Origin of the sequence: Thermoflexus hugenholtzii (assembly GCF_018771565.1) — a bacterium.
Lineage (GTDB): Bacteria > Chloroflexota > Anaerolineae > Thermoflexales > Thermoflexaceae > Thermoflexus > Thermoflexus hugenholtzii_A.
The window spans coordinates 906,425-918,744 of the sequence record NZ_CP076326.1 but is presented as its reverse complement, the minus strand read 5'-3'; the positions used below and the strand labels follow the sequence as shown (position 1 = coordinate 918,744).

14 protein-coding genes and 1 pseudogene are annotated in these 12,320 nt (G+C 65.6%); 4 read left to right on the top strand and 11 right to left on the bottom strand.

The window, feature by feature from the left end; translation table 11 throughout:
* Positions 1-109: 109 nt before the first annotated feature.
* The 4 genes and pseudogenes from KNN16_RS15090 to KNN16_RS04190 form a co-directional block, all read right to left on the bottom strand.
* A pseudogene (locus tag KNN16_RS15090) lies at positions 110-559 on the bottom strand (NADH-quinone oxidoreductase subunit C); the annotation flags it as partial.
* Between the two features lie 79 nt (positions 560-638).
* Positions 639-1,292: an NADH-quinone oxidoreductase subunit B gene (locus tag KNN16_RS04200; protein ID WP_299287970.1), complete on the bottom strand. Its 654-nt coding sequence runs from the start codon at positions 1,290-1,292 to the stop codon at positions 639-641.
* 19 nt (positions 1,293-1,311) lie between these two features.
* Entirely contained in the window at positions 1,312-1,524 is a 213-nt protein-coding gene (iscX, locus tag KNN16_RS04195) for a Fe-S cluster assembly protein IscX (RefSeq protein WP_303899148.1), read from the bottom strand.
* Between the two features lie 129 nt (positions 1,525-1,653).
* The gene (locus tag KNN16_RS04190) at positions 1,654-3,150 is read right to left on the bottom strand and encodes an aldehyde dehydrogenase family protein (RefSeq protein ID WP_303899145.1); all 1,497 of its coding nucleotides are present in this window, start codon (positions 3,148-3,150) and stop codon (positions 1,654-1,656) included.
* A gap of 148 nt (positions 3,151-3,298) precedes the next feature.
* On the opposite strand from KNN16_RS04190, the gene icd reads away from it, so the two are divergent.
* The 4 genes from icd (at position 3,299) to KNN16_RS04170 (ending at position 6,438) form a co-directional block, all read left to right on the top strand.
* Positions 3,299-4,528 (top strand): isocitrate dehydrogenase (NADP(+)), encoded by a 1,230-nt coding sequence (gene icd / locus KNN16_RS04185; protein ID WP_303899144.1) that lies wholly within the window; start codon positions 3,299-3,301, stop codon positions 4,526-4,528.
* Between the two features lie 103 nt (positions 4,529-4,631).
* Complete coding sequence (locus KNN16_RS04180; RefSeq protein WP_303899142.1) at positions 4,632-5,093, top strand: MOSC domain-containing protein; 462 nt, start codon at positions 4,632-4,634, stop codon at positions 5,091-5,093.
* Positions 5,094-5,165: 72 nt separating this feature from the next.
* The gene (locus KNN16_RS04175) at positions 5,166-5,798 is read left to right on the top strand and encodes a redox-sensing transcriptional repressor Rex (RefSeq protein WP_303899140.1); all 633 of its coding nucleotides are present in this window, start codon (positions 5,166-5,168) and stop codon (positions 5,796-5,798) included.
* 13 nt (positions 5,799-5,811) lie between these two features.
* Positions 5,812-6,438, top strand: a complete 627-nt coding sequence (locus KNN16_RS04170) for a nucleotidyltransferase domain-containing protein (protein WP_303899137.1) — start codon at positions 5,812-5,814, stop codon at positions 6,436-6,438.
* Between the two features lie 96 nt (positions 6,439-6,534).
* On the opposite strand, the gene KNN16_RS04165 is transcribed toward KNN16_RS04170, so the two are convergent.
* The 7 genes from KNN16_RS04165 to KNN16_RS04135 all read right to left on the bottom strand — a co-directional run bounded on the left by KNN16_RS04165 (position 6,535) and on the right by KNN16_RS04135 (position 12,320).
* Positions 6,535-7,557 (bottom strand): rod shape-determining protein, encoded by a 1,023-nt coding sequence (locus tag KNN16_RS04165; protein WP_303899136.1) that lies wholly within the window; start codon positions 7,555-7,557, stop codon positions 6,535-6,537.
* A gap of 102 nt (positions 7,558-7,659) precedes the next feature.
* Complete coding sequence (locus KNN16_RS04160) at positions 7,660-8,091, bottom strand: F0F1 ATP synthase subunit epsilon (RefSeq protein WP_088570092.1); 432 nt, start codon at positions 8,089-8,091, stop codon at positions 7,660-7,662.
* Complete coding sequence (locus tag KNN16_RS04155) at positions 8,088-8,435, bottom strand: DUF6036 family nucleotidyltransferase (RefSeq protein ID WP_303899132.1); 348 nt, start codon at positions 8,433-8,435, stop codon at positions 8,088-8,090. Before KNN16_RS04155 ends, KNN16_RS04160 begins: the two co-directional genes overlap by 4 nt.
* 148 nt (positions 8,436-8,583) lie before the next feature.
* Positions 8,584-9,993: a F0F1 ATP synthase subunit beta gene (atpD, locus tag KNN16_RS04150; RefSeq protein WP_299288405.1), complete on the bottom strand. Its 1,410-nt coding sequence runs from the start codon at positions 9,991-9,993 to the stop codon at positions 8,584-8,586.
* A gap of 102 nt (positions 9,994-10,095) precedes the next feature.
* A complete protein-coding gene (gene atpG / locus KNN16_RS04145) occupies positions 10,096-11,046 on the bottom strand; it encodes an ATP synthase F1 subunit gamma (RefSeq protein WP_088570095.1) in 951 nt (316 codons plus the stop codon).
* Between the two features lie 16 nt (positions 11,047-11,062).
* Positions 11,063-11,686, bottom strand: a complete 624-nt coding sequence (locus KNN16_RS04140; protein WP_299288398.1) for a Uma2 family endonuclease — start codon at positions 11,684-11,686, stop codon at positions 11,063-11,065.
* Positions 11,664-12,320 (bottom strand): Uma2 family endonuclease, encoded by a 657-nt coding sequence (locus KNN16_RS04135; protein ID WP_303899128.1) that lies wholly within the window; start codon positions 12,318-12,320, stop codon positions 11,664-11,666. The genes KNN16_RS04140 and KNN16_RS04135 overlap by 23 nt, the downstream gene beginning before the upstream one ends.

Below are 12,320 nucleotides of genomic sequence, written 5' to 3'. Positions count from 1 at the left end.
GGACGTTGTCGCGCCAGAGGACCCGATCCTCCGCCCGCACGTGATGGCCGGAAGGCCATCGGCTGCTGAAGGGCTTGTGCTCCTCCTCGTAGTAAGGCTCCTTCCAGTCCTTGCGCAGGGGATGTCCGTGGAATCCCTCCCACAGCAGGATCCGCTTCAGGTTCGGGTGGCCGACGAAACGGATTCCCATCAGATCCCAGGCCTCCCGCTCCTGGAAATCCGCTCCTGGCCACACTGAGACCAGGGAGGGCACGGCGGCCACATCCCGGGGGGTCCGGGCTTTGAACACCAGGGGGCCGCCGCCCTCGAGGCGGTAGGCGTGGTAGACCACCTCGAAATAGCCCTGCTCGATATAGTCGACCGCGGTCACGCTGGAGAGATACCTGTAGCCCAGCTCATCCCGGATGAAGCGGGCTGCCTCCACCAGAACGTCGTTGGCGATCACCACGCCCTCGTATTCCGCGGGCTGGACGGCGTCGCCGAAACGCTCCTTCAGGGTTGCCAGATCGCCTTTCAGCTCCGCCAGCGGAGCCGCCTTCGTCTTCGTCGGCGCACTCATCCCCACCTCCCCTGGAGGGCATGATCAGGCGAAAGGGATCCCATGGACATTGCGCACGCGCAACGTTTCCCGAGGCTCATCACGCGCCCTTCTCGGATCCCGCGGAAGCCTCCGGGGATCCTCCCTGCTGCGCGCGCAGCTCGGCCAGCCGGGCGCGGATCTCCGGCAGACGTCGGGGGTCGATGAGATCCGGCCCCAGGATCGGCACCGGGATGGCTTCGGATTCCCCTTTCTGATACCAGGGAACCTCCCGCACGGACTGGCGCTCGATCTTGGCGTAGAGTTTGAGGAGCCCGTGCAACAGGGCCTCCGGCCGCGGCGGACAACCCGGCACATACACGTCCACCGGGATGAACTTGTCAATGCCGGAGACCACGTTGTAGCCCTCTTTGAAGGGGCCGCCGCCCGTGGCGCAGGCGCCCATGGAGATCACGTATTTGGGCTCCGGCATCTGGTTGTAGAGGCGAACGATCTGGGGAACCATCTTCTTGGTCACGGTGCCGGAAACGATCATGAGGTCCGCCTGCCGGGGGCTGGGGCGCATCAGCTCGGAGCCGAAGCGGGCGATGTCGAAGCGACTGGCCGCAGCGCAGATCATCTCGATGGCGCAGCAGGCGAGGCCGAACATCATCGGCCAGACCGATCGCTTGCGCCCCCAGTTGTAGATGTAGCTCACGAATCGGTCAATGGTGGTGACGAACACGTTGTTGCGGAGCTCAGAGGGGACCGGCATGGTGTTCAGATCACGCAGCTCATCCATGGGCGAGCACCTCCTCCAGCCATTCCCGCTGGATCTCCTCCAGCCGCACCGGATCCTTCAGGCGCGGATCATCCGCGAAACCCGGCAGGGCGACCACCCACCGATGCAGCGTGTCCCAGTCCACCGAAAGGGGATCCACGCCCGGATGGGCCGCCCGCAACGCCTGCGCAATCGGATACGCATCATCCCAATAGAAACGCACCATGTGAATCTTAGCACAATTTTGCTAAACCGTGCGAACTTTACCATCAAGACCGGGGGGCTCCCGCATCGGAGAGCGGGGCGGGCCGGGCGTCCGGCCCGCCCCGCGCCCAGACGGGAGCCCGGATGGATGTCACTGGATGGGCACCTGCCCGAAGGCGGTGGTGTCGATCTGGGCCCGCTGGAGCCGGCCGCTGTAGTCGACGTAAACCGCCTTCCACTCCGTGAAGAACTCGATGGCCGTCAGCCCGGCCTCCCGATGCCCGTTGCCCGTCCCGCGGGTGCCGCCGAAGGGGAACTGGATCTCCGCCCCTGTGGTTCCGTGGTTGATGTAAACGATGCCTGTGGTGATATCCCGGATGGCCTGGAAAGCCTTGTTGACATCCTGAGTGAAGAGGCTGCTGGAGAGGCCGTAGTTGACCGAGTTGTTGATACGGATGGCCTCTTCCAGGTTTTCCGCCTCGATGATGGAGAGCACGGGGCCGAAGATCTCCTCCTGGGCGATCCGCATGTCCGGCCGCACCTGATCGAAGATCGTGGGCTCGTAGAAGAAACCCTTGCCGTTGACCTTGACCGGGTTGCCGCCGCACAGCAGCCGGGCCCCCTCCGCCTTCCCGATCTCCACATAGGAGTGGACCTTCCGCACCGCCGCCTCGTTGATCAGCGGCCCCACATCGGTGGTCGGCTCCAGGCCGTTCCCCAGTCGCAGCTGCTTCGCCCGCTCCACCAGCATCTCCGTGAACCTCTCCTGGATGGGCTTGTGGAGGATCAGCCGGGAGCACGCCGTGCAGCGCTGCCCGGTGGTCCCGAAGGCCGCCCACAGGGTGGCCTCCAGGGCCAGCTCCAGGTTGGCGTCCTCCATCACAATGATGGCGTTCTTGCCGCCCATCTCCAGGGAGACCCGCTTGAGGTGCCGGGCGGCCCGGGCGTAAAGATCGCGCCCCACCTCCGTGGAGCCGGTGAAGGAGATGGCCTTCACGGTGGGATGCTCGACCAGGGCGTTGCCGACCGTGGGGCCAGGGCCGATGACGAGGTTGAGGACGCCCGGCGGAAGCCCTGCCTCCTCGAAGATCCGCACGAACTCGGCGGCGGTGGCCGGGGTGTCGGTGGCAGGCTTGAAGATCACGGTGTTGCCGGCGACCAGGGCAGGGAAGATCTTCCAGGAGGGGATGGCGATGGGGAAGTTCCAGGGGGTGATGCAGGCGACGACCCCGATGGGGTCGCGGATGGCCATCCCGAACTTGTTGGGCAGCTCCACTGGGGCGGTGTAGCCCAGGAGCCGGCGGCCCTCCCCGCCGATGTAGAAGGCCATGTCGATGGCCTCCTGCACATCTCCGCGGGCCTCGGGGAGGATCTTCCCCATCTCCTGGGTGAGCAGGCGGGCCAGCTGCTCCTTGCGCTCCACCAGCAGCTGCCCGGCCCGATACAGGATCTCCGCCCGTTTGGGCGCCGAGACCTTCCGCCACTTCTCGAAAGCCGCCTCGGCGGCCTCCACCGCAGCGGCCACGTCCCGCTCATCGGATTTCACCACCTCGGCCACGGGCTCCTCCGTGGCCGGGTTGAGGTCCACATACCACTCCCCGGAGCGCGCCTCCACCCATTTGCCGTTGATGTAATTCCGGACCTGCATGGGGAGCCCCCCGTGCACAGGGTTGCGTGGGGATTATAGGCCCGGCCGGGATCCCATGTCAACCGTCCCTCACGCCTTCCGGCGGATTCCCCTCTTCCTGCCCCTCCGGTATAATCACCCGTGAAAAGATTCACACGAGGGTTTCGCCATGTTCACCCACGTGCGCGTACCGGAGGACGGCAAGAAGATCGAGGTGCGGAACGGGCGGCTGGTGGTCCCGGACCATCCGATCATCGGCTATATCGTGGGCGATGGGACGGGACGGGACATCATGCCGGCGGCGATGAAGGTGTGGGACGCGGCCGTGCAGAAGGTTTACGGCGGCCAGCGGAAGATCGCATGGGTCCGCCTTTACGCCGGCGAGGACGCGGAGGAACTCTACGGCGAGCGCCTCCCGGAGGAAACGCTGCGCGCCATCCGTGAGTTCGTGGTGGCCATCAAAGGCCCCCTCACCACCCCGGTGGGCTACGGCTGGCGCAGCATCAACGTGCAGCTCCGGCAGAAACTGGACCTCTACGCCTGCATCCGGCCGGTCAAATGGTATCCGGGGGTCCCATCCCCCCTCAAAGAACCCCATAAGGTCAACATGGTGGTGTTCCGGGAGAACACGGAGGATGTCTACGCCGGGATCGAGTGGGAAGCAGGCTCGCCGGAGGCCAAGCGGGTGGCGGCCTATCTGAAGCGGACCTTCAAGATCACCCTGCCGCCCAACACCGGCATCGGGGTTAAACCCATCAGCGAGGGGGCCACCAAGCGGCTGGTGCGCAAGGCCATCCGCTACGCCCTGGAGAACGGCCGGCGCAGCGTCACCCTGGTCGGCAAGGGCAACATCATGAAATACACGGAGGGCGCCTTCATCCGCTGGGGCTATGAGGTAGCCAGGGAAGAGTTCGGCGATGTGACCATCACCGAAGCGGAGGTGGCCGAGGGCAAACCTGCGGATGGAAAGATCATCATCAAGGATCGCATCGCCGACGCGATGTTCCAGCAGGTCCTGCTCCGCCCCGAGGAATACGACGTGATCGCCACCCCCAACCTCAACGGCGATTACCTCTCCGAGGCCCTGGCGGCTATGGTGGGCGGGGTGGGCATCGCCCCCGGCGCCAACATCGGGGACACGCTGGCCGTCTTCGAGGCCACCCACGGCTCAGCCCCCAAATACGCCGGGCTGGACAAGGTAAACCCGGGCTCGCTGCTGCTCTCCGGGGTGATGATGTTCCGCTACATCGGGTGGAATGAGGTTGCCGACGCCATCGAGGCCGCCTTCACCCGCACCATCCAGCAGAAGATCGTGACCTACGACCTGGCGCGCCTGATGGAAGGCGCCCGGGAGGTCCGCACCAGCGAGTTCGCTGAGGCCATCGTGGCCAACCTCTGATTCCTCGTCCGCAGGGGGCTGGAGGGCCGCCGGGTCCTCCAGCCCTCATCTCGGGGAACCTTCGAGCCGCGCGCCTGGAGATCTGCGTCAAGGAGCAAGCTCCATGGACCAACCCGTGGTGGTGGCGCTGTTCCGATGCCCGGGCCATCGAATGCCCATGGAGGCGGTCCCGGCCCTCCGGGTGGAGGCCGGCTACGGCATTGTGGGCGACTCCCACGCTCGGGCAGGATCCTCCCGTCAGGTCCTGCTCATGGATCTCGAGACCCTGGAAGCCCTGGATCTCCGGCCAGGGGCTGTGCGGGAGAACATCACCGTGCGAGGGCTCTCCCTTCACGCCCTTCAGCCCGGTGACCGCCTGCGGATCGGCGAGGCCCTGCTGGAGATCACCAAGCCCTGCACCCCTTGCGGGCGCATGGATGAGATCCGCCCCGGACTTCAGGAAGCGCTGCGGGGCCGCCGCGGCATGCTCGCCCGGGTGCTGGAAAGCGGATGGATCCTTCCCGGCGCTCCGATCCGGGTGGAGACCCCCCCGACGGTCCGCTCCCCCTCTCCGGAGATGCGCTAAATTCCCCTTTTCACAAATTTGTGATATATAGGAATCGGCGATTTCAACGCATTTCGGAGACGGAGGGTGAGCATGGCGGCCGTGCAAAAAGTGCCGGACATTGTGGTGGGACGGTTGCCGGTGTATCTGCGGGCGCTCCAGGTGATGGCCGCCGAAGGTCGGGAGATCACTTCCTCTCAAGAGCTGGGGGAGCGCCTGGGGATCAGCTCCGCCCAGATCCGGAAGGATCTCTCTTACTTCGGAACCTTCGGCAAGCAGGGGACCGGGTATCGCATCCCGGATCTGATCGAGCATTTGAAGCGCATCCTGAAGGTGGATCGGACATGGGACATGATTCTGATTGGGGCCGGCAACCTGGGACACGCCCTGGCTCAGTATCAGGGCTTCACCCCGCGGGGCTTCCGGCTGATCGCGATCTTCGATAACGACCCGGAGAAAATCGGCCGGCCCATCGGGCCTCATGTGATCCGGGACGTCCAGGAGGTCCCGGAGTTCGTCCGGGCTCACCGGGTCCAGATCGCCATGATCGCCGTGCCGGCCTCCGCCGCCCAGCAGGTGGCGGACCTCTGCGTCGAAGCCGGCATCCGCGCCATCCTGAACTACGCTCCCATTCATCTCAAGGTCCCCAAGGGGATCCTGGTGCAGTATATCGACCCGGCGATCCACCTTCAGCAGATGACGTATTACCTGGGGAACGAGGGATAAGGCCGGACTGCGAATGGCGCATCCTCCGCACGTTTCCCAGGAAGAGATCCAGCGAGCGCTGTGGGCTCTCGCCCGGGCCTATGCGGAGGCGCTGCGGCAAAGCCTGGGGGAGCGGCTGGTTGCCGTCGCCCTGTTCGGGTCGGTGGCGCGGGGAGAAGCGGGCCCCTCCTCGGATGTGGACCTCCTGGTGATCGCCGAGGGCCTGCCGGCCCGCCGGCTGGAGCGCTACGGTTGGCTGGAAGAGGCAGATCGGGCGGTGGAGCCCCAGCTGAAGGCCCTGTGGGAGCGCGGGATCACGGCGGAGGTCTCCGTGATCCTGAAGACGCCGGAAGAAGCGATGCGGATCACCCCGCTGTATCTGGATCTGACGGAGGACGCTTACATCCTTTATGAGCGGGAGCCGTTCCTTTCATCGATCCTGGAGCGCTTGCGGGAGCGGCTGAAGGCCCTGGGAGCCCAACGGAAGCGTCAGGGCGCTGTCCGCTACTGGGACCTGAAGCCGGACTTTCGACTGGGGGAAGGTGATCAAGCCGTGACCAGCGGGGAGATGGCTCGCGCCGATCTTTCCCAGGCGGAGGAGATCCTCCGCGAAGTCGAACGCCTCTACCAGCGTCGGGCCTGGAACCTGGTCGTTCGCTGATCTCAGGAAGTCGCCGAATCCATAAGGCGGCGCGGGGCTGATCCCTTGGGTAGAACAGAAAAGCCTGACAGTCCGCCCCGCGCTCTCAGGACGGATTTAAAAAGAGGACCAGATTGTCGTGAGCGTGCGCTGGAAGAGGTGGATGTTCTCCAGAGCCTTGCCGGCCCCGATGGCGACGCAGGCCATGGGGGCGTCCGCGACGTAAGCCGGGACGCCGGTTTGCTGGGTCAGGAACTCGTCGATCCGCCGCAGCAGCGCCCCGCCCCCCACCAGGGCCATCCCGCGATCGATGATGTCCGCAGCCAGCTCGGGGGGCGTGCGCTCCAGAACCGCCCGGACCACTCCCACTACCGCCTGAAGGGGCTCCTGGATGGCTTCCAGCACCTCATCGGAGCTCAGGGTGATCGTGCGCGGCAACCCGGTGACCAGATCGCGGCCCTGCACCTCCATGGTCAGGGGCGGATCCAGGGGCATGGCCGTTCCGATCTGGATCTTCACCTGTTCTGCCGTCGGCTCCCCGATGGCCAGGTTGTATTTCCGACGCACATAGCCGATGATGGCCTCATCCATCCGGATGCCGCCCACCCGCACAGAGTGGGCGGTCACGATCCCCAGCATGGAGATCACCGCCGCTTCGGTGGTGCCACCCCCCAGGTCCACGACCATGTTCCCGGTGGGGGTGTCCACCGGCAGGCCTGCCCCCAGGGCCGCGGCCAGCGGCTCAGGGATCAGATAGACGTGTCCGGGGTGAGCGCCGGCCGCCACCGCGGCCTCATGCACCGCCCGGCTCTCCACGCTGGTCACCCCATAGGGGACCGAGATCATCACGTGAGGCCGAAAGAGGCGAAGGGGGCCACAGACCTTGTTGATGAAATACCGGAGCATCCGCTCGGTGACGTAGTAATCGGCGATCACGCCGTCCCGGAGGGGTCGGATGACCTCGATGATCTCCGGGGTGCGGCCATACATCGCTCGCGCTTCCTCTCCCACCGCCAGGATCTCATCCCCATCCACAGGCATGGCCACCACGGAGGGCTCTTGAAGGACGATGCCGCGCCCCACCTCGTAAACCAGCACGTTGGCGGTCCCCAGATCAATGCCCAAACGTTTGGTGAGCATCCCCGATGCGCTCCTCCATTGCATATTCCGTGGTCGGGCCCATCATGGCTCATCCCGTCCGGATCCGGCGCTTCTTTGGGATCCTGGCGGCTGAAAGAGGTTTTATGGTCCGGACGAGCTCTCCCGACGGATCCGGCGACGGCGGGCGACCTCCAGGCGGACCCGCGAGCGGCGCAGGGCGGCCAGGGCGGCGTTGAGATCCACGCCGGCCGGCCGCTCTTTGAGGAGCTGTTCCGCGCGCTGACGGGCCTCCTCGGCCCGGGCGATGTCGATCTCCTCCGCCCGCTCGGCGACGTCCGCCAGCACGATCACCTTCTCCGGGGTGACCTCCATAAAGCCCCCGTGGATGGCAAACCAGAGCTCCTCGCTACCCCGGCGGGCCAGCAGCGGCCCGATCCCCAGGGCGGTGAGCAACGGTGCATGTCCGGGGAGGATTCCCAGCTCCCCTTCCACGCCGGGGGCCACGACCATATCCACATCCCCGCTGAACAAAGCGCGTTCCTGGGTGACGATCTCCAGGCGCAGAGGGCTCATCCGTCGATCTCCTCCTTCAGACGGCTCCAGCGGACCGGCAGCTCCGGAAGCTCAGCCTCCTGGGCCAGGTCGTGCACCGCCGCCTCGATGTAGGTCCAATCCAAAGAACCTCGCTGGCTTTCCAGAACCGCCCGCACATCTCGCTCGTCGATAGGCTCCCAACGAGCTAGTTTGTAGACGATCAGATCCTCCGGGGTGGCCAAGCGCAACGTCAACCCGAACAGCTCCACCTCCCGGGCGCGCCGGATCGCCTCTCGATCCAACCGAGAGGAGGCTTGACGCAAGTCTACCGAGAAACGGCGGGTGAAGAAGATCTTGACCGGTCGCCCTTCCCGGAGGCGCAAGAAGGCCTCCGCGCTTGCCCGGAAGCCCGCCTCCTGCAAACGGTCTAAAAGATGGCGCCCGCCAGATCCCGCCGTTCCGCCTCGCGGAGGGCCCGGTAGTCTGCGACCATGCGCTGCCAGCGTCCCCGTAGTTCCTGCCCCTCGAGGCTCATCGCAGCTCGCCCCGGCGCAGGCGCTCGGCTTTCTCGACCGCCTCATCGATGGTGCCGACCATGTAGAAGGCGGCTTCGGGAAGATCATCGTGCTTGCCTTCCAGGATCTCCCTGAACCCACGCACCGTCTCCTTCAACGGGACGTAACGGCCAGGCAAGCCGGTGAACTGCTCGGCCACGAACATCGGCTGGCTGAAGAAGCGCTCGATCTTGCGGGCCCGGGCCACGATCAGCTTGTCTTCCTCAGAGAGCTCGTCGATCCCCAGGATGGCGATGATATCCTGGAGATCCTTATAGCGCTGCAGCACCCGCTGCACCTCCCGGGCCACCGTGTAGTGCTCCTCCCCTACGATCCGCGGATCCAGGATCCGGCTGGTGGACGCCAGGGGATCCACTGCCGGGTAGATGCCTTTCTCGGCGATGCTCCGCTCCAGAGCGATGGTGGCATCCAGATGAGCGAAGGTGGCTACCGGCGCCGGATCGGAATAGTCGTCGGCAGGCACGTAGACCGCCTGCATAGAGGTGATGGCCCCGCGGCGGGTAGAGGTGATGCGCTCCTGGAGCTGACCCATCTCGAAAGCCAGGGTGGGCTGATACCCGACCGCCGAGGGCATGCGGCCGAGCAGCGCCGAGACCTCAGAGCCGGACATCACGAAGCGGAAGATGTTGTCGATGAAGATCAGGACGTCCCGCCCCTGATCCCGGAAATACTCGGCCATGGTGAGGGCGGTCAGGCCCACCCGCAGGCGCACCCCCGGGGGCTCGTTCATCTGGCCGAAGACCATCACAGTCTTGTCAATCACCCCGGCCTCGATCATCTCCCGGTAGAGCTGGGTGCCCTCGCGGGTGCGCTCCCCGATGCCGGCGAAGACCGAGATGCCCTTGTGGACGGTGGCGATGTTGCGGATGAGTTCCATGATGATCACCGTCTTGCCCACCCCAGCGCCCCCGAACACCGCCACCTTCCCGCCCCGCATGAAGGGGGCGATCAGATCGATGACCTTGAGGCCGGTCTCGAAGACCTCGATCTGTGTGGATTGCTCCTCCAGGGAAGGCGGGGGCTGGTGGATGGGCCGGTATTCCGTGGCGTGGACAGGGCCCTTGTCGTCGATGGGCTCCCCGAGCACGTTGAACACCCGGCCCAGGGTGGCCTCCCCGACCGGGACCGTGATGGGGGCTCCGGTATCATAGGCCACCATGCCCCGGCGCAGACCATCCGTGGTGTCCATGGCGATACAGCGCACCACACCGCCGCTCAGGTGCTGCTGCACCTCCAGCACCAGCCGGTGCCCGTCCCGGGGGATCTCGATCGCGTTATAGATATCGGGGAGCTCCTCGGGCGGGAACTCCACATCCACCACGTTCCCCATGATCTGCACGATCCGACCCACAGAGCCCTTGGCCATCCGTGTCCACCTCCTGAATTCAGATTCTGAGGCTCAGAGCAGGATGTTGAAACGTCCTTTCCGAGACGTTTTCCACGCGCCGAATCTGCGGAACAGGCCGCTTCAGCGGCCTGCGGGGGTGCGGACCCGCGCCTGGATCTGGGCGCGGGCGGCCTGGCGCATCGCCTCCGCGCCTCCCGCGATGTCCAGCATCTCGCTGGTGATGGACTGCTGGCGAGCTTTGTTGTAGCTTAAGGTCAGGGTGTAAATCAGGTTCTCCGCGTTCTCAGTCGCGTTGCGCATGGCTACCATGCGCGCGGAATGCTCGCTGGCCAAGCTTTCCAGAACCGCTTGATAGAGCTGGAGCTCCACAAAACGAGGCAGGATCACCTCTAACAACTGAGCCGGGTCCGGTTCGTAGATAAACGTCTTGTTGGCCACCGCCCGGGTGTCCAGCCGCTCCACAGCCTCCGGGACCGCCGGTTCGTAGGCACCGGTGAGGCGGAGGGGAAGCAGCCGGCGGACACGGGGGCGCTGGACCATGGTGTTGATGAAATCCGTATAGGCGACATAGACCTCATCGACGCTCCCCTTTAGGAACTCTTCCATCGCCAGGCGGGCGATGGGCCGCACGTCCGCAAAACGCGGCCAACGGGGCATAGGGGAGAAATCCGCAATCAAGGCTCCCCGCACCCGCGCCACGGCGTCCCGCCCCTTGCGGCCCACCGTCAGGAAGGCCACGGGGGCGCGGCTCACTGCGGCGAACCGGAAAGCTAGACGGATGATGTTGTCGTTGTAAGCGCCGCACAGCCCGCGATCCGCGGTGATCAGAACCAGCAGCACCCGATGGACCGGCCGGACCTCCAGCAGGGGATGCAGAAGGGCGCTGGCCTCCGCCTGATGGGCGAGATGGACCAGGACCTCCCAGGCCTTCTGGGAATAGGGGCGAGAGGCCAGCGTCATCTCCTGGGCCCGCCGCATCTTGGAGGCCGATACCGCCTCCATCGCCCGGGTGATCTGGGAGATGCTCCGCACGGTTCGAATGCGACGCCGCAATTCCCGAAGGGTAGGCACGACCGCATCCTCCTGTTCAGCCTGCGGATGAAATCGCCTGCCAGCATTCGAGGACGGAGGGGAGGGGTTCCTGCCACAGCCACTCCGCCCGAATCCGGAACCCCGGCACCGCCTCCGAAACCACCCAGCCCTCATGGATCTCCTCCGGCTCATATCCCCTCCCCCGCCGCTCCACGACCACCACCTGCCCCTCCACATCCACCAGCCACAGCTCCCCCACCCCCACCTCCCGATACAGCCGCCGCTTCTCCCCCAAATCATAGTCCCGCGTCGACTCCGAAAGCACCTCCACCACGAGGAGCGGGATCCCCTCCGCCCGCTGGCGGACGATCGGCACATGCGGAGGCAGGACCATCACATCCGGCGCGAACTGCCGGCGGCCGGCTCGGAAGAGGGCGTTCCCTCCGACCACGCGCCCGATCCCATGGACCTCCGCGTAGAGACGGAGCAAGGAGAGCAGGAAAGCCTGGCGATCCTCATGGGAGAAACCCGCCGGCGAGTGCACGATCATCACCCCGTCGAGGTATTCCGCCTTGAGATCCTCGTCGGCCAGGGACTCGAACTCCGCCTCGCTCACCCCATACAGGCGAAGCAGGTAGGGATGATCGCTTCGCACTTCAAGCGAACGCAGGGCCTGCATCGCCGCTCCCCCGCATCAGCGCCCAGCATCCGAGGACGGAGGGGAGGGGTTCCTGCCACAGCCACTCTGCCCGAATCCGGAACCCCGGCACCGCCTCCGAAACCACCCAGCCCTCATGGATCTCCTCCGGCTCATATCCCCTCCCCCGCCGCTCCACGACCACCACCTGCCCCTCCACATCCACCAGCCACAGCTCCCCCACCCCCGCCTCCCGATACAACCGCCGCTTCTCCCCCAAATCATAGTCCCGCGTCGACTCCGAAAGCACCTCCACCACGAGGTCCGGAGGCCCTTCCACTTCCTTCGGGCCGATCCGTTGTTCATCTCGCACCACCATCACATCAGGGGCGAGCCGTCGCTCCCTCCACCGGAACACCGCGTTGCCTCCCAGCACCCGGCCCATCCGGTGGGCATCCGCATAGAGCTTCAAGAGGGTGGCAAGGAAAAGCTGGCGTTCCTCATGCCGAACGGTCGCCGGCGAGTGCACAATCATCACCCCGTCGAGGTATTCCGCCTTGAGATCCTCGTCGGCCAGGGACTCGAACTCCGCCTCGCTCACCCCATACAGGCGAAGCAGGTAGGGATGGAAGGGCTTGATGTCTACCTGGATGCGGGCGCGGGTGGCGACGGCCAT